Source organism: Exiguobacterium sp. s78 (assembly GCF_018618985.1).
Lineage (GTDB): Bacteria > Bacillota > Bacilli > Exiguobacteriales > Exiguobacteriaceae > Exiguobacterium_A > Exiguobacterium_A abrahamii.
On record NZ_JACSNB010000001.1, the window covers coordinates 1,121,875 to 1,141,668 of the forward strand.

The window sequence follows — 19,794 nt, forward strand, 5'->3', positions numbered from 1 at the left end:
GTGTACTTCCTTTCAAAGTGAAGCATAGAGTTGGTCAGGAGTCGAGAGAGACATAGGTCGGCTCATAAGTCGTCCATTCGATATCAGGCGCTTGATGACGTGCAAGCTTCGCTAATTGGCTACCGAGATAGGGTCCGATCGTCAAACCGGATGCACCAAGTCCGTTCGCTAGGAACACGTTCGGATGATTTTGAAGCGGTCCGATCACCGGCAGGGAGTTTTTCGTATACGGGCGTAAGCCGATACGCAGTTCATCAATCGTCGTTTCTTCGAGACGCGGTAAGACAGGTAAAGCCCGATTCAATAAGGCATACATCCCCTTAACGGTTGGTTTCAAGTCGTAGTCGGTCTGTTTTTCGTGTGTTGAACCGACGATCAGTTTCCCTTCGTGGATGGAGACGAGATATAATCCGCGTTGTCCCATGACGACGGGCCAAGTCGTTGATGTAGAATCCGTCAAATCGAGTTGCAGAATCTGTCCCTTCTCCGGATGCAAATCGATTTTAAGCTCAAGTGGACGGAGCAGTTCATTTAACCAAACACCCGCCGTTAAAATGAACTGTTCTGCCGAGTACTGTTCATTTTCCATGGTTATACCAGTGACGACTCCCTTGTCTACGATAAGAGAAGCATCTCCTTCTAGGACGGTCGCACCGTGTTCGACAGCGCCACGAATCAGTGCAGCACACAAGGCACGTCCGTCAACGCGGGCACCACCGGAAACGAATAAGGCATCTTCGATCTGTTCGACGAGTGGAAAGAGCGTTTTGACACGATCTTGGTCCAGTCGTTCGATACGTTCGATGGCAGGTGCTTCCGGAAAACGGTTTTGCGCAATCGTCTCCATCTTTTCGATTTTTGATGTTTCGTGTAAGGCGATCGTTCCAACTTGCTGATAACCCGTACTCGTCTCACCGAGTGCTTCCAGTTCAGGAATCAATGTCTTGTAAAAATGAGCCCCGTTATTCGCTAATTTGTACCATGCCTTATTTCGCCGTTGTGTCATCCATGGACAGATGATGCCGGCTGCCGCATGAGAAGCGCGACCTGGTTCCTTCCGATCGACGAGTAAGACGCGTTCACCAGCCTTCGATAAATGATAGGCAGTCGAGGCACCGAGAATTCCGGCGCCAATGATGATATGGGTGTACATGAAAGATTCAACTCGATTCTGTTCAATTGGAATATCTTTTATTGTAGCAGTAGAAGATCCGGACGACTAGCAAGAGCGGGTTTCCAATCTGTAGCACATCGAATGATGGGAAATGATGGGGAAAGTGAACCATTTGGTGAATGATGACGTATACTAAATATACAGTTTCTAAAAACTGTGAATTAGACGATTAGAAACAGCTGAATTCGGAAACATACCCTTATAGGCATCATGTCCTGTCATCATCGACTTTGAAACGGTCCATCATGAAGGAGGGGAAGGCAATGAATATGAGTCAAGCCATCGTACGCAGACGCTACACGGATCATACTTTATTTTATTCCGCCATCCTAATCTGGAAATTGCTATTCTTCCTGCCACTGCTCATGTTCGTCAACAGCGGCACGGACCATGTGTTTCAAATGTACTTTGTACCGTACCTCACGGTCATCTTCCTATTTCGTGTGATGACCTACTTTGCGACCTATAAAGCATCTTTCATGGAGATGACGGAAATGGGTCTCTCGTTATCCTTGCTGATCGCAGATGTATATTTGATTGCGTTGTTCGATATTCCACTTCCGTTTGCTTTAATTATCCTTGCACTTGCCTTACTCCACTTCAGTGCGGCATTCAGTCGTTTTCGTTGGTTCCGCCGTCGTCTTTGGTTGAATCGGCATCTTGAGATCCTCAATTATTTGACGGATCACGGTGAAGTACCCATTAAAATTGCCGTCATGGCAGAAGATGAGATGCTTGTGACGACGAAGAGTGGAAAAGAGTTTACGTATCGTCAGGTTTATTGGAGCGGATTTTATATTGAACATGGTTGATTGCTATTTGAAACGGATTTCTCTTTGGGGAAATCTTTTGAGACTGAAGACAAGTGCAATTGTTCTCTAACGAGAAGGATTGCGCTTTTTTTGTTCGACTCGCATCGTTTTCCTGGGACAAGCTTCGCTTCGCTGCAGGGTCGCTCTGGCTTGTGTCTCGCCTGAGGAAAGGGTGTGAAAAGGTGTGTCATTTTTTGAGTCAGTTCATTTGTCTACAATCTGAAAGGATTTCTCTTCGAGGAAATCCTTTTTTTGTTGCATACGAAAAAATATAGTACGCTTACATAGGAAAAGGGGGAGAAAAAGTTGATTCGTTGTATACTGATCGATGCGAATGACACAATCATTTTGACCGATGATGTAAGTCGGACACAGGAGTCGGGCATGAAACGTTATTTCGTTGATTTCGATCAACCGACAGACGTAGAGAAGCAAAAATTGATTGAGGTTTTTGATTTTCATCCACTGGCGATTGAAGATTGTTTTCATTACTTGCAACGCCCAAAGCTTGAATATTATACAGAACATAGCTTTTTTGTCCTTCATGCGCTCGATGAAGGAACATTGACGAGTCGTGAAATCAATTTGTTCGCAAGTGATCGGCATCTCGTTAGCTACCATGAGCAATCTTCACCAGAAATTGATATCGTGTTTGAACAGTGTAGCCAACGCCTCGACAAACAAGAAACAGTCGACCTCGTACATAAAATCATGGATAAGATCGTCGACGGGTATTTTCCGATCGTTCATGCAACGGAAGATGAATTGTTTGCGCTTGAGGAACGCTACCGAACGCGTGGCAATGATCGTCGGTTGATGGAGGAGATTTTCGAACTACGCGCGCGGTTACTTCGAATCTCGCGGACGGTCATGCCGATGCGGGACTTACTGTATCGTGTCGTCGAATCAAAGCGGTTATCGATTCATCCAAAGAAACAGGCATTCTTTCGCGATTTGTATGATCACTTACTGAAGTTATCGGAAATGATCGAATACAATCGATTGATGACATCTGAGTTTCGGGATAATTTCATTTCCCTCAACTCGTACCGGATGAATAGCATCATGAAGACGTTGACAATCTTCACGACGATTTTCATGCCGTTGACGTTCATCGCCGGTATATACGGCATGAACTTCGAACATATGCCAGAACTGACCACTCGGTACGGTTATTTCGTGACATTAGGGGCAATGGGACTCCTCGCTTTAGGAATGATTCTGTTTTTCAAAAAAAATCGCTGGTTTGATGAATAAGGGGAGATGTAAGTGGATATTCGACAATTGCTCTTTTTTACGACAATCGTTGAGCAAGGCTATAACTTAACGCGTGCTTCGAAGCACTTGTCAATCTCGCAACCGGCGCTTAGTCAGATGATCCGCGACTTCGAGCAGCTGGAGCAAGTGGAGCTGTTCATTCGAAAGCACGGACGGTTGACAGGGTTATCGGAAACAGGACGTCAATTGTATGAGGATGCGAAGATCGTTCTGACACGTCATCAAGCATTGATGGGGCATCTGCGTGAACGCTCGAACGTCGTCCGAGGAAAAGTCCGTCTCGGCATCCCACCCGTCATCCTCCCTGTCTTATTTTCGCAGTTGATTCCAAAGTTCATGGCGGAACACCCTGGCATCGAACTCGAAATCATCGAGGAGGGGGCGTTCGAACTCAAACGTCGACTGTTACTTGAAGAACTCGACTTGGCCATCTTGATCGAACCGGGTGAATCCTATGGTATCGAACGTTTTCGATTGATCGAAGATGAGGTCGTCGTCGCCGTGCGTCCGAATCACCCGTTTCAAGCTAAAGAAGCGCTATCCTATCGTGATATCGGAAATGAACCACTCGTCATCTTGAACGACCGATTCATGTTGCATCATCAAATACTATCGGAGTTTCGTAAAGTGCAGCAAGAGCCGAATATCTTCTTCATGTCAGGGGCATGGGACTTGTTGATTGGGATGGTCCAAGAACTTGACGTCATCTCGATCCTACCGGAGCCGATACTACGGTTTCATCATGCGGATGACATTAAAATCATCCCGTTCGACCCACCGATGTTATGGGATGTCTCATTGAACCGACTCGTTGGGACGGAATTACGTCCTGTCGTCCGGCACGTCCACCAATACATCGTCCACTATTTTCAGTCGTACTGGCCAACGCCATCGCGTTGACGAGAAGGCAATCAAAAAGGGGACTGACTCAAAAAAAGAATGACTCGTCTATTCACGCCCTTTCCTCAGGCGAGACACAAGCCTGTTTTCCTGCTTCATTCCAGCATGAAAACGGGTCTTGTTTGTCTCTGACAGCGCAAAAATGCGCTTTTCCTGTAGGAGTGGCGTATGACGGGTCATTCTATTTTTACGGGATAAGGGTGGCAGAATTATGATCTGCCACCCTTATCTTTGTAGAGACTGACTGTTGGGTCAGCCTCTTTTACGTTGGAGCGATCGTGTTTCAAGAAGTGACGTGTGGCGTCAGACTACGAATCTGCTTTGCTGCTTGTTTATAAGGAGTCAGCGTCTCTTGTGCCTGTAACGTCGCGCGTTCACTCTCAAGTTGCTCGAGTGTTTGGCGTAACAGGTGCTCTGAAACGGCTGTCAAAGAAACGTCCAGATGTGCCGCAGCGACTGCCAGCAAGCGTTCTTCTTGAGTGGCAGTATACGCGAGTGCTTCTTGCTTAGTTAATGTCGCAAGTTCCTCCTTCAACTGCTCCTTCTCATTTTTTTCAAAGAAGGCTTTCGCATTCCGGAAGTGGCGTTTGACGCCGACATAAGGCGTTGCATCTTCGAATGGACCATCGAACGTCATTTCATTTAATCGAGAGACCGTGACAGGCGCGAGCTGGAAGGATTCGTTCCATTGCTCTAGCAACTGTTGCTCCTCTTGTTGACGCCGGATCAAGGCCGCTTCGAGCCATTGGTCGACACGGAAATGCGTGACCCGGAGCTCTTGCTCAAAATCGAACCGAAGGAACGTCAACAGTTCCGTTAACGCATCCTGTAATGCCACTCCTTTGCCAGTTTGAGCAAAACGAACAGGATTATAGGCTTCCTTGAAAAAGTCAGGGAAACGGTAATAAATGCGTTGTACGACATGATGCAACAGCTCATGGATCTCTGCTTTGAGTGCAGGTTCGATCAAAGCGGCGCGATTGTCTTCGAAACGATCCGTGACCTGCTGTTCTAGAGTAGATAACTCAGCCAACCGTTCTTCTTTTCGCAACAGATTCGCTTCAGTCGCAGCGATAAATCGTTCGAGTCGCTGGACGGTCTTTTCCGTCTGCTCAGACAACGATACTTTGGCGAGACCGGTCAGATCCTCCGCTAGGAAGTGATGGAATGCCTCCTCGAATTCAGGTAAACCGGAAGTTGAATCTGATCGCTCTTGTTGCTTTTCCGTGAGTCCTTGTAAGCTCGAGACTCCATACAGTCGAGGCGATCGAATCCCGAAGCGTTGCAATTCCGTCGCGACATAGTTCAAGACATCTTGACGTTCGCTATCTGACGCAGCGAGATCAATCGCGTTGACGAGGAAGAACATCTTATCGAGTTCGAATGCGTCTTTGACACGACCGAGTTGAATCAAGAATTCACGGTCAGCGCGGGCGAAGGCATGATTGAAGTACGTGACGAATAAGATCGCATCCGCGTTCTTGATGTAATCAAAAGCGACATCAGTATGACGGGCATTGATTGAATCTGCTCCCGGTGTATCGACGAGCGTCACGCCGAGACGTGTTAACGGACTATCGTAATAGAAATCGATGACATCTACGAAACAGCTTCGTTCTTCCTGCGCGACATACTGTTTAAAAGCGTCTTGATCGACCGTCTGAATGGTACCGATGAAGGGTTTTACGGCAGGGAATCCTTTCAAGAAAGCACGCAAGAACGGGTCTGTCAGTGACGCGTTACGTGGTAAGAGCGTATCGTATGCCTGTTTCGTTGACTCGAACGTCATTGTTTCGACCATTGCTTCATTTAAGTCCTCAAGCATCGCTGCTTCCGACTTGAACGTGACTTCTGCCACGCCGTGCGGGTGTGCAGCGTCAACAGGGTGAATCCGGTTGATTGATGCTGTCGTCGGATTCGGAGAGACCGGGAGGACCTTATCTCCGAGTAAGGCATTGCAAAACGATGATTTTCCGGCACTGAAGGCACCGAATAAGGCAATCGTGAAGGATTGGTGTGTCAGTCGGTCCAATTTGTCATTCAAATAAGCGACGGCATCTTCAAAACCTTGAAGACCATTCAGATGCTGACGGATTCGAGCGACGTCTTCAGGTGCATAACGGACGGCTTGTTGCTCACTGATCGTCGTCGCAACTTCAAACGCAGTAGTTTCTATCACCGATTCGTACCCGGTAAAGGAGACGATCGCCGCTTCTTGCTGAATCAATTGCTCCTCCCAGATTGAAACTTGCGTCCGAGCCTGTTCGAGTTGTTGGTCGGATGGACTAGCAACGCCATGCTCATATCGTTCGAGTGCTACGGTAGCCTGTTGCCATGCTTGAACGCTAGTCCATTTATGCTGTAGTAACGTCTGTTGCTGCAATAGCTCAGCTTGTTCTTTCGGGAAAGTTGCCGTCAACTCTTGACGAATAAGCTCACGCCATGCGTTCGTTTCCTTGACGAACCACGCTTGTGTCTGTTCGGCGACACGATTCGTGAACTGGAGCACTGATTCACCTGTGATCGTAATACCGGTTGGCAAGGCACTCTCGAGTACGGAAAGTGGTGGGTCAAGTGAGAGCTGATCGATTGCGACGATATGCGTATCCTGCAGGAGACCAAGGTCACGTAACGATTGTTTCATCAAGTTACGTAAATGAAGCGAAATTTCGGAAGCAGTCACTGTCTGATAGGCACGGAGCACGTCTTGTGCGATCTCTGCTTGAGCCGCTTCCGTTTTTTTCGCGCTACGGAATAATCCAACCTTGAAATCACGCTGACGTGACTCGAGGAAACGGCGCATCTTCTCGCGTAATTCGAACGGCATCAATGTCGCATTTTTCAAAAGTTGATCCCGATGAAGCGAAAACGTCTGTACCCAGCGGTCCGGTTGACGTGCTTCTAACTGTTGCGAGACACGTGCTAATTCGGTTTCGATTTTCGCCGGATTCCGTCGTTCAGCGTCATTCAATTGCTCAGCCATCGTCTCGTTTGTTTCTGAGACGAGACGTGTGAGATAACGTGTATGTTCCTGGTGAAGACTTTCGAGTGTCAAAGCGGCAGAAGTCAACAACTTCGGTTGAGCGTCGCGAATGCTTTGTTTGACGAGCTGTTCGACTTCCGTGAAATCGTTATGCGGATGGGCTGGGTCCCGTAGGCTCGTAAAGAAGATTCCTTTCGGTACGACACCGTGTTCAGCGAAGGACGCATGAACCGAGCGGCGGAAGGCGTCGAATGATAGTTCATCGTTACGATGTTTATCGATTTGATTGACGATTAAATATAATTCCGGTACGGCAGCTTGTAATTCATCCGTCACCATGAAGTTCAATTCGGATTGAACATGATTGTAGTCCATGACGTAAAACAAGATGTCAGCCAAGTGAAGGGCAGACTCCGTTGATACACGGTGGGCATCATCGACCGAGTCGACGCCTGGCGTATCCATTAAGACGAGACCAGGAGGCAGCGCGGACGCGGCATGCGTCAAATCGATTTGTTGGACATCACCACTTTTCCCAAGCGATTGAAGATGCTTCTCTTGCTCTTTTGCAGTCAGACGAACAGACGGCTGTTCATGAAAGTGAACGATTGCTGAATCCATCTCACCTTGCTGAAGTGTCACGATGTTTGCACTCGTCGGAATCGGACTCGTCGGTAAGACCGATTCACCCGTCAAGGCGTTGATCATGCTCGACTTTCCAGCTGAAAAGTGACCAGCAAACGCAATCGTGAACTCTCGTTTTAATAGTTTGCTAGCAAATTTATCTAGTTTATCTAAACGGAGTTGATCCGTTGAAGGTTGAATCAATGTGGCGAGTGAAGCCGTCGCCTCGAGTTGGTTCGATAATCGTTCCTCAAATGAGCGCATGCAATGAAACCCCTTTCTTTCAGTCATCGTCCAGTGTATCACGATTTTTTCCGTTTCGTCATCCTTCCGCAAACGACAAAAACAATCCGCCCAGTAAGAGGCAGATTGTTTTAATTAGGTTCAAGACGACGGAACGATTTCGTCCGCACGTGTCGATTCTTGTTCCGTCGAATGAATCCGGCGCAACAAGTGTAATTTGAAGAGATACATGACGAGCAGGTGAACATTCGCCTGTGTTGCCTTGTAGAGTATCCACGGTAGCGCAGGGACGAATTCATGGATGGCGATGATACATTCTTGCGTACCGGGAATTTGCCGGAATTCAATCCGACCACGGCTATCTTGCTCGACTTTTGCGAACAATCCGCCGGTAATCCGGTATGTCGCCATTTGTCGATCGTGAACCGGTTCCTTCGTCAATTCAAGCAGCGGTTGTTCGTAAAACGGAATGTGGATTCCAACGACTTGATCTTTCACAGTTGACGATAGGAAAGGGCGGGCAAATGATGACAACCAGTTCATATAATCGTCAGCTGCCCAGTCGGCATCGCGATCCTTTGGCAAAAGAACACGTTGTACCGATCGGACGTCAAGGACGTCTGGTGTCGAAGACGACGAGGAAGAAGATCCTTTTTGTTCCTCCTCCTCTTTTAATGCATCTCGGACTGATTGTTCGAATGTGATTTTGCCGTCACTGATGCCGGGAACCATTTTTTCTGGATCCGCAACCATCTCATGGACCATGCTTTCAACGAGTGGATAGACGGTTTCTTTTGGTTCTCCGGACACGAGCGTCACCCAAAGGCGCGATAATTTAACGGTCAATAAAGGAATATCGATCGTCGGTTGTCGTTTACCCATGATGTCGGCTGTTTTAAGGATCATCTCCTTATAGGTCATCGCTTCCGGTCCACCGATATCGATGGCCCGGTCTTTGACGTCATCGCGATCGACACTTTCACCAAGGGCATGAATGACGTCGGGTAAGGCGACAGGATGGGTCTTGTTACGTGTCCATCGTGGGAGTGCCATGACGGGTAAGCGTTTGACGAGTTTCGATAAGATTGGGAACGATGAACCTTTAGGACCAACGATTAACGCAGCACGGATCGTCGTCACCGGTGTTCCGTACGCACCGAGAACGCGTTCGACTTCAAGTCGACTCTTTAAGTGACGCGATAGATTTTCTGTTTCCTCGGGGATGATACCACTTAAGTAGATGATTTGCCGGATGCCGTTTTCTTTTGCGGCACGGGCGAAGTTATCGGCTAACAATAAGTCCATATTCTCAAACGATCCTTGTGTCAATTTAGCAGATGGCATCATCGAATGGACGAGATAGACAGCGATGTCTGCTCCTTTCATACCAGCGATCGTATCGTCTAGAGAAAAGAGGTCGCACGATCGCCATTCGACGCGTTCCTCATTGTCCTTGTCGTCACCATTTCGTGAAAGGGCGATGACGTCATATTTTTTCTTTAGTTCGTTCAGTAAATTGTGACCAATGTATCCGGTGGCTCCGGCTAAAGCTAGGCGCGTTGGCATGGATGTAAACTCCTCTCTTATATCTGTTGTAATGTACCCCCAATCGAGTCGGTTCAATCGCAAGAGGATATGCTGAGACGATTCAGTTGAATGGAATAGGGAATAGTAACATATGGAAAAGAACCAACAGGAAGTATGAAAACAAAGGGGGCTTCAACCATGCAGACGATACAATTCATGCAAGAGGGACATGAACGACGATTCGATCTGTTGTGGAGACGATTAAAGCCGAAACAACGAGAAGATGCAGCGATGGTCTCGATGCTGTACCTTGCGACAGGACAGCCAGAAGTGCTCGAACGGTTCTCGGATTACTTCTTTCCGGATAGTGGTGAGTTTTTTGATCGTGAATTTCTGGCTGAACCCTATCCGAGTCCAGCGTTAGAAGCAATCATCCACTTGATCGTCCAATTGTATAATGGACGAACGACGATCACGATCATCGAGCTGATTGAACGATTGGATGAGCAACAGATGTCGCTCGTACTCGAAGCGATTAAATTGCGGGCATACGGATGTCAGATGCTACAAAAAGGTGCGAAATCGTAATGCCACTCGTATGAATCCGATTGATGAAGAAACTCCTCTTCATCAATCGGATTTTTTGTGAGGGAAGAAAAGTTGTAAGTTCAAGAATCGGTAAGAAGATGTTCGTGAATCAGAGTTCATTAAAATAAATCGCCATGAAAATAAAAGCTAAGTTTATTCACGAAGAACTAATTGAGATGGGCGGCGACTGGAAATAAGATGAAAGTATCAGTAAAAGGTGGTCTAACTATGGAAGGAGTGACATCATGCAGCTCAAAGAATCGATCTACTTTCACTCACCGATTTTCATCCAAAACTTGTTGACGACTTTACAAGGACGTCGCCTGTTCCATGAACGATACGGTCCCGCCTATCAGCAACGTTTACAAAAACTGAAACAGAAGTTAGGACGACCGCATGACGTTCGAGCAGAACAATTGCATCGATTAAACGACTTCCTTTCTTTTTGCCAAACACATAGTCCATACTATCAGGAATTGTTTTCTACCATTGCACTAGAGCTCCCGCTAAAATCGATTGACGAACTAAAACAGATTCCCCCTTTGACGAAAGAAATCTTACGCCAACAAAATGAGGACGTCCATGCGCACGTCCATGCCCCGATTCTCGGAAAAACGGGCGGTACGACCGGTAAATCGATTCAAGTGCATTATACAAAGGAAGACATGCAAATCCGGATGGCACATCTTGACTTCTTCAAGTGGACCCATGGAGTCGATCAAGGGATGCGCCGTGCAAGTTTTACCGGTCAAACGCTTGCTTCCCCGCAACAAAAGGCACCGGTTTATTGGCGGACGAATAAAGTCATCAATCAGATGTTGTTCTCGATCAAAAACATCAATCCGAAAACCGCCGCTGCATACATCGAACAACTGAATCGGTTTCAGCCGGAATCGATTGATGGTTTGCCTTCAGGAATGATCGAAGTCGCACGATATGCTAAAAAATATGGGATGACCTGTACGTTTCGTCCCAAAGCAATCTTCCCGACGGCTGAGATGATGACGGCAGAAGAACGAACGCTCGTCGAAGAAGTCTTCCATGCGCCAATCTATGATCAGTATGCGTCGTCAGAAGGGGCGCCGATCGTCGCCGAATGTCCGTATGGGAAAAAACATTTACATTATGAGATGGGAATCATTGAACGTGATGAGGACGGTGAAATCCTTGTGACGAGCTTCGATACGCATGGTACACCACTTGTCCGTTACCGCGTTGGCGATCGGATGACGCTTAGTCAGGAAACGTGTCCCTGTGGTCATCAAGGTCCGATCATCGCTTCGATCGACGGACGGGGGAGAAGCTTCATTCAACTCAGAAACGGGCACCGTGTCTTTGAAGGCGAACTTGCGGGAATCGTTCGAGCGTTCCCGAACTGTATCGAACGCGTGCAATACATTCAAGAGACGCGGGATGAGATTGTTTTATTATATGTTCCGGATGAACGATGCTTCGAGAAAGAACATGAGAAGAAACTCTTTTTCGTTCTTGACCGACTGTTTGACGGACAATTGAATGTCGTCATGCGCGCGGTACCCGAAATTCCGAAAGAAATCAGTGGAAAAACGTTACTGATTAAACAACAGTATGCATGACACATGAAAAGGCGAGGTCACCGATGATCTCGCTTTTTCGTATGTCCTGAAACTGTCAGTCGCGTGGCCGCACCGGAATCCAGATGGCAGATTGATAATCGGCGGCAGACGGGTCGCCTGCCGAATAAACTTCGAGTTCAGCGTGAGGTAGAGGATCATATCCATGCGATGGGATCCACTCTTGATAGATACGCTGCCACATCTCTTGAATGGCATGCGGCATCGGACCAACGACCGGAAACGTCGCCCAAAGACTCGCCGGAATCGTCATCGTTTCCTGACCGGGCAGAACTTCCGTTGTCGTCGTCGCGATCCAATAATCCATCGATGCTTCGGAGAAATTGGAGCAGACACCAATCACACCTTCAATCTGACCGTCATTTTGTTTAAACAAGGTAGCATCTTGACCAGAATGATTCACATCATTCCAAAACAACGGAATCAGTTGTTGTTGGGCACCATCTTGCGTCGGGAAATGTTTTCGCCATCCTGAAATTTGTAAAGCCGGTCGTTCGATGAGTTGGTAATCCATTTGCTCCAGTCCCTTCAAGGTCACCTGAATGCTCAGGCGGTTATAGGCGTGAATCGGACGTCGCTCGCTTCGCATCAACGTTGGCGAACAACCATGCTGACGTTTGAAAGCTTTTGTGAAAGCTTCCGGCGTCTCATAACCAAAACGTAAGGCGAGATCGATGATTTTTTCGTCCGTCTGTGTCAATTGTTGGGCAGCGAGCGTCAGACGTCGCCCCCGAATGTATTCCGGTAAGGTCATCATCGCAAGTAACGAAAACGTCCGTTGTAAAGGATACGTTTGCATCTGCGCCACCCTTGTCAAAACGTTGAGATCGAGCGAATCTTCTAAATGATCTTCGATATAGTCAATGACGCGTTGAATTGATTCGAGCCACATCTTGTCACCTCCTTGTTTTTAGTATAATAGAGCGATGATCGTCGGACCTGTCCAAGGCGATAGTAATTTGTCAGGATGCATGTTCCCTTATTTTTGTCATATTCTTGTCAGGTACATCGGCTATCGTAGAGACATCGAAACCGTTACTTCCCTTGCGAAAGGACGTGATGACATGGGTATCAAAGAGCAGATCTACAATCGCTCTCCTCTATTTCTCCAGCACCTCTTCACAACCCTCTATGGGTATCAATTGCATCGCGAACGTTATGGACCGGTCTATCAAGAACGGTTCCGGATGCTCCTCGAACGAGAACATACGACGATCGACGTCAAAGCGGAACAACTTGATCGTTTAAATGACTTCCTTCGCTTCTGTACTGAACACAGTCCCTATTACCGTCAGCTCTTCACTTCACATGACATTTGCCTACCGTTAACGGACTTATCCGAACTAAAACATATTCCTGTACTATCAAAAGAAATATTACGAACGCACATGGAGGACATTCAAACAGATGTCGCTGCGCCAATCATAGGGAAAACGGGTGGAACGACAGGCACGTCACTGCAAGTACGATATACGATACCGGATATGCAAATTCGCATGGCCCATCTGGATTATTTCAAGGCGACCCACGGTGTCTACCGTGGCATGCGACGAATCAGCTTTACGGCACAGGATCTCGTACCCGAGCGTCAACAGGTGGACGTCTACTGGCGGATAAATCGAGCGGCGAATCAACTCTTGTTCACGGTGAAACGGTTATCCCCACGGACGATGGCAGCGTATCTTGAAGCCATCGAACGTTTTCAACCAGAAACGATTGATGGTCTTCCGTCAGCGATGATTGAGCTCGCGCGGTTCGCGAAGCGAGAAGGGATCCGCTTGACGTGTCAACCGGTTGCGATTTTCCCGACGGCAGAACGGATCGACGCGGAAGAGCGCCAAGTCATCGAAGAAGTGTTTCACGGACCAGTCTTTGATCAATATGCATCGTCTGAAGGGGCACCTATCGTTTCTGAATGCCGGTTTGGTCAAAAACATCTGCACCATGAGATGGGGATCATCGAACTCGATACAGACGGGGAGATTCTTGTGACGAGTTTTGATACACACGGAACCCCCCTCATTCGCTACCGGGTCGGAGATCGGATGACGCTCAGTCAGCGCACCTGTTCCTGTGGTCACCCGGGACCAATCATCGAATCGATTGACGGCAGGGGGCGGGCATTCATTCAAAAACCGGATGGACAAAAGATTTTTGAAGCGCAACTGGCGAGTCTCGTCAAACATTTGCCAAACAGTATCGAGCGTATTCAATATGTTCAAATGACGACAGATAGCGTATCGATCTACTACGTTCCGGACGCAGAGCGGTTCAGTCAATCAGACGAACGACTTCTGATGGAACGGTTGTACCGTTTATTCGGTCGTGATATCCATCTCGATGTACAAGCCGTATCTTATATCGATGCAGAGGAAAGTGGGAAAATTTTACTCGTTAAATCAAGCTTAACAGGATAAAAAAAGTGGACAGATGGCGCCATCTGTCCACTTTTTATTACTTTTCACCATACCTCGTGTAAAAGTACAAAACATCTCTGCTGTTGGTACTTCTAAAGAGGTACCACGTTAAAAGTGTTAAAGTGCCTCATTGATTCAAATTGTTTTTGATATCTCTTACCTTTTTTAAAAGCCATTTTTTATTTTCTTTGTCTTTTACGATGATAAAATCTTCTGTTCCTTTAACAGAATAGATGGTGGAGCCGACTGAAAAAAGATTCGATTGACTGTTCGCTTGGGGCATTTCATAGGCTTTTGTTTTCTTTAGTATCGTGCTCATTTTTTCTCCTTGTTGCATAGATGCATCCAATTCAACTTCTGTTCCGTTATACTCTTTGTTATTCACAATGACGATCATGGCATGACTAACTTCGTCCTCTGTACCGGTTTGACTGCATCCGAATAAAAATCCAATGAACACAATGACGAATATCTTTTTCATCGGAACCTCCTTATATGAGTATTCGTTGAATAGTAACGTAAATTCATGATAGGTAATAGTCGATTCTTTTACCAAGTATAAGGTAAAATCAGGAAAAGGAGGGAGATAGATGAAACCTCAGATTTTACTGTTAGGCATGTTCCATCTCGATCGCCCGGCAAATGGTGACATGATTCGTCCAGCAATTTTTGATATCGCGTCAGAGAGAAGGCAACGAGAAATCCAAGAAGTCGTCGCTCGATTGAACGCATTTCGACCGACATGCGTTGCCCTTGAGACGGCACCTGAACGCATGAGTGACCTGCAACATACATATGAAACCTATCAACACGAAAGTGATTTAACCGAAAATGAACGGCAACAAATCGGCTTTCGCTTAGCCCGGATGGCAGGAGTAGCAGATCTCCATGGGGGCGATTGGAACGAAATCGTACCCGGCGTACCGGATTTAGGAATCGTCCGTTCACATCATCCGGAAGCCTTTGAGACGATCGTCGCGGCTGAGATGAAACGGACCCAACAGTTAGAGCACGCGATGGAGCAGTTATCCTTCTCCGAATGGCTCGATCGATTGCACGCTGAAGAAACGATTGCAGCGTCGGCTAGAATCTATGATCAAATCGAACGACTGGAGAGCGGGCGGATTTGGGTTGAACGCTACTGGCGAGTCCGTAATCAAAAGATCGCAAATCGTTTACTGCACCTCGCACAGACGAACGAACGAATCGTCTGTTTATACGGTGCTGCGCACCTCCCGTTATTACGACAATATTTGAATGAATCGAACCAAGTCGAAGTGATGACGTGGAACGATTGGAACAACGAAAAGGAGTGTATGTAAATGCTATTTCACTACCATATCTGGACACCACATTTGGAAGAAACAGAAGCTTGGTACACGGCACGCGGATTTCACGTTTCCCAGCGGATCGGGAAGAAAGACGGAGAATTTTCGTCGTTCAATCCACCTCTATCATGGGATGATTTTCGAGCAGATCAAATTTTATTCCGAATCATTGAAATGAAACGGGGAGCGGTCAATGTGACGATCGGATTCGGAAAAACGGTTCGCTTCGATCACATCGGATTTTTGATTCAGCCTGGTGACGTGCAAACGATTCTTGATCGCGCAGAAACGTTATCGTTCACGGTCCAAGCGAACGAGCGGCGGACGTTCTTGCAGACACCATACGGATTACGGATTGAATTGCAAGTCCATGAAGATGCAATTGCGGATACTGATGGAACGACACTTGAGCGTTTAATTCTAACGACACCGCGCGAAGGATTAGAGGCGGATTTAACGAAACTGTTCGATCGACCGATTTCACAAATCCAAACCGTCCGCGGAGAGAAGACCGTCTTACAAGAAGCAGTCTTTTCCGACGTATCGCTCGTAGGTACGGATCCGAACGGTGTTCAGCTCGTCTGCTCATAATCAACGAATACTTTGATTGGGAGATCTGATGTTTCCATTAAGCTAGCGAAGCAACTGGCAAGCTTCGAAAACGAAGTCTCGTGTTCGAACAAAGCGGGCAATGTCGCGTGACGCTCGTCTGAAAAGAGCCAGTCTGCATGCTTGCGGTAGTCCCAGCCGTCACTCGATGCAACGATCTGAAGTTCTTTTGCGTGAAACGCGGGCGTCAACGTCAAGGCTTCCCGGTTGCCGTCCGATAAGACGCAGATTGCACCATGAGGACGGACAGCGGACTGAAGCTCGGCAAAGGCCGCTTGGCGTCCGGAACATTCGATGGCGGCGTCATACATACTTGAACCCGGTGTGACAACACGTGCACCTAATTGACGCGCTAACTCCGCTCGGGACGTAAGCGGCTCGAGGATATCAATCTGACGAACGTTGACGTAATGCCGTAAGTAATGTACCGTCAGCAAACCGATCGTACCCATTCCAGAAACTAAGACGCTTGTGTCGGGTGTCAATGTTAGCTTTCGGACGCCTTTTGCCGCGTCACAGGACAGAATCAACAGTAGGGCTTCGCGCGGTGAGATATGAGCAGGAACCGGGATGACCTTCGATACAGGAACGATCGCCTGATCTTGATGACCATAGAAGCTGACGACCCGATCTCCGGGCTTGACGATTTGGACGGCGTCACCAACTGCAAGCACTTCGCCATAACTTTCATATCCTGTCTCGAGCGGATAGTCATAGCTGGTTTCGGTCATGTCTTGTTCCAGCCATTGGGGAAGTTCGGCACCGATACTGATGGCACCGGCTAGAGTGCGGACGTGGACGTCATAGATGCCAAGCGGCGGCAGTTCCCGAACAAAATAACCAGGCGTCTTCGACTCCACAAGACAGCAAATTGTTGTAGTGTTCAACATGTAAACCTCATTTCATTGTTGGATTGATTATATATGGATCAAGCATATACCACTTTATTTGTAAAATATAACAATTCGAAACCAGAAATGATGTAGAATAAAAAAGAAGAGGGGGGAATCAAATGGCACCATTATTAATTTTGGCATTGCTCGTGTTCGCATTTTTGACGTTTCGGTATAGTAAGATCCTCGCCCGAAAGGATATTTCTGCCGCAAACAAACGACTCGCAATCGTCTTTTATTTGATTGCCGTCAGTGGACTTGGCGCTGTCGTTTATTTCAACGTATAAGGAGGACCATCCATGCATTCAACGACAAAACGACGAATCGGTGCGTATATCATCAACCAAGCTGTTTATTTCGGACTTTCTGTCGTCATCGAAAAAACGGTGTTACGACGTGTGAAGTCAGAAGTCGTTCACGCTGTCGTGACACAACCGACGATCAGTTTTCTAGGAGAAGTCGCGCAATTAAAACTGTTGAACGGAAAAACAATCGGTGGTCAGATTTGCGGCATCCAGGTTGAAAGCGAGAACGGATTGCCGTTGACGACAAAACAAATCGTCCGCCGAACAGTCTATCGTGATACGGTCTCGTTATTTAAGATTCGACCGTACTGGAAACCGTTTCTTGAGAACGGACAACGATTACCGGAAGATGACTTCGCGAGAACGATCGTCCGCTTGAACCAGGAAAAGCTAAAAAATGAAGCTTGATTTTCATGTCCATAGTGTCCGTGCCTCTCAACCTATAGGAGCCATTCTGCTCTATCATGGTTGGGGCGGAACAGCTGTCTCTTATCTAGAGTTTGCGCGACAATTATCTGAAGAAGGGTATGATGTCTTCATCCCGGAACTTCTTCGGCATGATCAACGTGATCCGCTTGATCATCCATTTGATTCAGAAGTAACGACGACCTATTTTTGGACGGTCGTCGAACAATCGATTACGGAAGCGACAGCTATCATCGAACAATCAGGCTGGCATGTTTCAGACGTGATAGCGATCGGCGTCTCGATGGGTGGGTTCATTGCCCACGGGATCATGTCGCGTCAGCCGATTAAAGCACTCGTTGCGATCAATGGGAGCGGTGCCTATCTTGAAGCAGAACGTCAATTCTGCGTTCGTGACGGGCGACCTGCTATCAAAAAGGAGGATGTACCATGGAAGCTCGATCCAATCAGTGTGATGGATGAGCGTCCGCGGTTGCTCCTGCACGGCGATGCCGATGACATCATTCCACTATCGATCCAGCAGTTCTATCATGCAACCGCTGTTCAAGCAGGTATGGCGAAAACGACCGTATTAGACGTTTTTCCGGGTGTCAATCATATCGTGACCGATGCCATGATCAAGCAACTGATTGCATGGCTGAAGCACGTCAAACTTCAAGGGGCGACAGATGGACTACATACGTTTTCTTCGCACTAAGGTCGGTCAAGAAAAAGTGATGTTGAACTTTGCCGGTGGGATTGTCTTTGACAAGAAGGGGCGCATTCTTCTTCAAAAACGGCGGGAGCAACAAGCATGGGGCTTTCCCGGCGGCGCACTGGAACTGGGAGAGTCGCTCGTTGAAGCCGCACAGCGTGAGATTTTTGAAGAGACCGGTTTTCATGTCAGGATCGAACGTTTGAGTGGTGTCTATTCGAAGTACGAAGAGATGTATCCGAACGGGGATGTCGCTCAGCCGATCGTCCATTTTTTCGTTTGCCGAATCAATGGGGGGCAATTGACGATTGATTCCGATGAATCACTCGACGTTGCTTTTTTTGAAAGAGACCAAATGCCAGAACTCTATAGCGAACTGCATCAAACAGCCTGGAACGATTTTTTGACGGAAACGGGTCCGGTCTTTCGATAATGCAAAACATCCTTCTGATTTTCACGTCAGAGGGATGTTTTTACATGCGACATATTCAGCGTTCAAAGCCACCTTCGGAATGGATGACTTGCCCGGTCACCCAGCCACCGTCAGGACTGACGAGGAATTGGATCAATCGTGCGACGTCTTCCGGCGCACCGATTCGCCCGAACGGAAAACTAGGTTTAAGCGCCGTCCGGGTTGCTTCATCCATCCAAGTCGAGTCTGTCGGACCCGGATTGACCGCATTGACGGTGATGCCAAGCGGTGCCACGGCTGCCGCGTAAGTCTTCGTAAACGTCGACAAGGCACCTTTTGTCGTAGCGTAAGCAATCTCGTCAGGCATCGGACCGAGATCTTGTCCGGACGTCAGTTGAATGATACGACCGGACGTTAGATGTGCTTCAGCGAATCGTTTCGTGAAACGTGTCGCGAGCAACAACGGTGCCCGGAGATTGACGGCATAGTGTTGATCAAGACTGGCTGCATCAAGTGTTTTCCAATCCGTCATCGTCGAATGGGCAGCGTTGTTGATCAGGATGCTTGGTGTTCCAAAGTCTTCTACCTGATTGAATAAATCGTCAGCAGCATCTGCTTGACCTAAATCTAGCTCGATCGCAAGGACGCGGGCACCTTGATTTTCGAGTTCGGTCGTAAAACTAGCCGCCCAATCCGCTGTTGCTTTAAAATAAGTAAAGACCAGGTCATGTCCGGACGAGGCAAGCTGGCGGCAAATCGCAGCTCCGATGTCGCGTGTCTGACTGGCACCGGTCACGATGGCAATCGGTCGTTTCGTCATATGTACGCTCCTTTACATAGATACATTCAAATAAATGAATGGTTCCAAATGTTTACAAAAACAGTATAGCGTAAGAAAGACAATGAACGGAAGCGTTATCATGATTTAACATACTGATTAAATGCATGTTTTGACTTGAAATGTGGTA

Annotated in this window: 19 protein-coding genes; 12 read left to right on the forward strand and 7 right to left on the reverse strand. The window is 47.5% G+C overall.

Annotated features, from left to right (window positions below):
• Nucleotides 1-34: 34 nt before the first annotated feature.
• A complete protein-coding gene (locus tag KNQ18_RS05570; protein ID WP_149427533.1) occupies nucleotides 35-1,153 on the reverse strand; it encodes an NAD(P)/FAD-dependent oxidoreductase in 1,119 nt (372 codons plus the stop codon).
• A gap of 284 nt (nucleotides 1,154-1,437) precedes the next feature.
• On the opposite strand from KNQ18_RS05570, the gene KNQ18_RS05575 reads away from it, so the two are divergent.
• The 3 genes from KNQ18_RS05575 (at nucleotide 1,438) to KNQ18_RS05585 (ending at nucleotide 4,164) form a co-directional block, all read left to right on the forward strand.
• Complete coding sequence (locus KNQ18_RS05575) at nucleotides 1,438-1,986, forward strand: hypothetical protein (protein WP_023468520.1); 549 nt, start codon at nucleotides 1,438-1,440, stop codon at nucleotides 1,984-1,986.
• Nucleotides 1,987-2,292: 306 nt separating this feature from the next.
• On the forward strand, nucleotides 2,293-3,243 hold the full coding sequence (corA, locus tag KNQ18_RS05580; RefSeq protein ID WP_149427532.1) for a magnesium/cobalt transporter CorA: 951 nt from the start codon (nucleotides 2,293-2,295) through the stop codon (nucleotides 3,241-3,243).
• A 12-nt stretch (nucleotides 3,244-3,255) separates the two neighbouring features.
• Complete coding sequence (locus tag KNQ18_RS05585; RefSeq protein WP_050677213.1) at nucleotides 3,256-4,164, forward strand: LysR family transcriptional regulator; 909 nt, start codon at nucleotides 3,256-3,258, stop codon at nucleotides 4,162-4,164.
• A 283-nt stretch (nucleotides 4,165-4,447) separates the two neighbouring features.
• Here KNQ18_RS05585 and KNQ18_RS05590 read toward each other — a convergent pair whose 3' ends face one another.
• On the reverse strand, nucleotides 4,448-8,035 hold the full coding sequence (locus KNQ18_RS05590; protein ID WP_215084014.1) for a dynamin family protein: 3,588 nt from the start codon (nucleotides 8,033-8,035) through the stop codon (nucleotides 4,448-4,450).
• A 120-nt stretch (nucleotides 8,036-8,155) separates the two neighbouring features.
• Entirely contained in the window at nucleotides 8,156-9,580 is a 1,425-nt protein-coding gene (locus KNQ18_RS05595; RefSeq protein WP_064299730.1) for an NAD(P)H-binding protein, read from the reverse strand.
• Between the two features lie 159 nt (nucleotides 9,581-9,739).
• Here KNQ18_RS05595 and KNQ18_RS05600 point away from each other — a divergent pair, with 159 nt between their 5' ends.
• Nucleotides 9,740-10,129, forward strand: coding sequence for a hypothetical protein (locus KNQ18_RS05600; protein ID WP_035397030.1), 390 nt, complete (start codon nucleotides 9,740-9,742; stop codon nucleotides 10,127-10,129).
• Nucleotides 10,130-10,374: 245 nt separating this feature from the next.
• A complete protein-coding gene (locus KNQ18_RS05605) occupies nucleotides 10,375-11,724 on the forward strand; it encodes a phenylacetate--CoA ligase family protein (RefSeq protein ID WP_214805092.1) in 1,350 nt (449 codons plus the stop codon).
• Between the two features lie 55 nt (nucleotides 11,725-11,779).
• Here the strand turns inward: KNQ18_RS05605 and KNQ18_RS05610 are convergent, their stop codons facing one another.
• The gene (locus tag KNQ18_RS05610) at nucleotides 11,780-12,634 is read right to left on the reverse strand and encodes an AraC family transcriptional regulator (protein ID WP_214805091.1); all 855 of its coding nucleotides are present in this window, start codon (nucleotides 12,632-12,634) and stop codon (nucleotides 11,780-11,782) included.
• A gap of 172 nt (nucleotides 12,635-12,806) precedes the next feature.
• Here KNQ18_RS05610 and KNQ18_RS05615 point away from each other — a divergent pair, with 172 nt between their 5' ends.
• Nucleotides 12,807-14,159, forward strand: a complete 1,353-nt coding sequence (locus tag KNQ18_RS05615) for a phenylacetate--CoA ligase family protein (RefSeq protein WP_215084016.1) — start codon at nucleotides 12,807-12,809, stop codon at nucleotides 14,157-14,159.
• Nucleotides 14,160-14,286: 127 nt separating this feature from the next.
• Here KNQ18_RS05615 and KNQ18_RS05620 read toward each other — a convergent pair whose 3' ends face one another.
• Nucleotides 14,287-14,640: a hypothetical protein gene (locus KNQ18_RS05620; RefSeq protein ID WP_214746073.1), complete on the reverse strand. Its 354-nt coding sequence runs from the start codon at nucleotides 14,638-14,640 to the stop codon at nucleotides 14,287-14,289.
• Between the two features lie 109 nt (nucleotides 14,641-14,749).
• On the opposite strand from KNQ18_RS05620, the gene KNQ18_RS05625 reads away from it, so the two are divergent.
• Together KNQ18_RS05625 and KNQ18_RS05630 are read left to right on the forward strand one after the other, a co-directional pair.
• The gene (locus KNQ18_RS05625) at nucleotides 14,750-15,481 is read left to right on the forward strand and encodes a DUF5694 domain-containing protein (RefSeq protein ID WP_215084018.1); all 732 of its coding nucleotides are present in this window, start codon (nucleotides 14,750-14,752) and stop codon (nucleotides 15,479-15,481) included.
• The gene (locus KNQ18_RS05630) at nucleotides 15,482-16,078 is read left to right on the forward strand and encodes a hypothetical protein (protein WP_214805088.1); all 597 of its coding nucleotides are present in this window, start codon (nucleotides 15,482-15,484) and stop codon (nucleotides 16,076-16,078) included. It abuts the gene before it with no gap.
• Here the strand turns inward: KNQ18_RS05630 and KNQ18_RS05635 are convergent.
• Nucleotides 16,060-16,983, reverse strand: a complete 924-nt coding sequence (locus KNQ18_RS05635; RefSeq protein WP_215084020.1) for a zinc-dependent alcohol dehydrogenase — start codon at nucleotides 16,981-16,983, stop codon at nucleotides 16,060-16,062. The two genes, KNQ18_RS05630 and KNQ18_RS05635, sit on opposite strands and share 19 nt — an antisense overlap.
• A 125-nt stretch (nucleotides 16,984-17,108) precedes the next feature.
• Here KNQ18_RS05635 and KNQ18_RS05640 point away from each other — a divergent pair, with 125 nt between their 5' ends.
• The 4 genes from KNQ18_RS05640 to KNQ18_RS05655 are packed head-to-tail and all read left to right on the forward strand — an operon-like array spanning nucleotide 17,109 to nucleotide 18,847.
• Nucleotides 17,109-17,276 carry a hypothetical protein gene (locus tag KNQ18_RS05640; protein ID WP_214805086.1) on the forward strand — a complete coding sequence of 56 codons (168 nt, stop codon included), beginning with the start codon at nucleotides 17,109-17,111 and terminating at the stop codon, nucleotides 17,274-17,276.
• Nucleotides 17,277-17,288: 12 nt separating this feature from the next.
• Nucleotides 17,289-17,702 carry an RDD family protein gene (locus KNQ18_RS05645; RefSeq protein ID WP_214805085.1) on the forward strand — a complete coding sequence of 138 codons (414 nt, stop codon included), beginning with the start codon at nucleotides 17,289-17,291 and terminating at the stop codon, nucleotides 17,700-17,702.
• Complete coding sequence (locus KNQ18_RS05650) at nucleotides 17,692-18,417, forward strand: alpha/beta fold hydrolase (protein WP_214805084.1); 726 nt, start codon at nucleotides 17,692-17,694, stop codon at nucleotides 18,415-18,417. The genes KNQ18_RS05645 and KNQ18_RS05650 overlap by 11 nt, the downstream gene beginning before the upstream one ends.
• Nucleotides 18,389-18,847, forward strand: coding sequence for an NUDIX hydrolase (locus KNQ18_RS05655; protein WP_214770486.1), 459 nt, complete (start codon nucleotides 18,389-18,391; stop codon nucleotides 18,845-18,847). The genes KNQ18_RS05650 and KNQ18_RS05655 overlap by 29 nt, the downstream gene beginning before the upstream one ends.
• Nucleotides 18,848-18,902: 55 nt before the next feature.
• Here KNQ18_RS05655 and KNQ18_RS05660 read toward each other — a convergent pair whose 3' ends face one another.
• Nucleotides 18,903-19,646: an SDR family oxidoreductase gene (locus KNQ18_RS05660; RefSeq protein WP_055968397.1), complete on the reverse strand. Its 744-nt coding sequence runs from the start codon at nucleotides 19,644-19,646 to the stop codon at nucleotides 18,903-18,905.
• Between the last annotated feature and the right edge of the window lie 148 nt (nucleotides 19,647-19,794).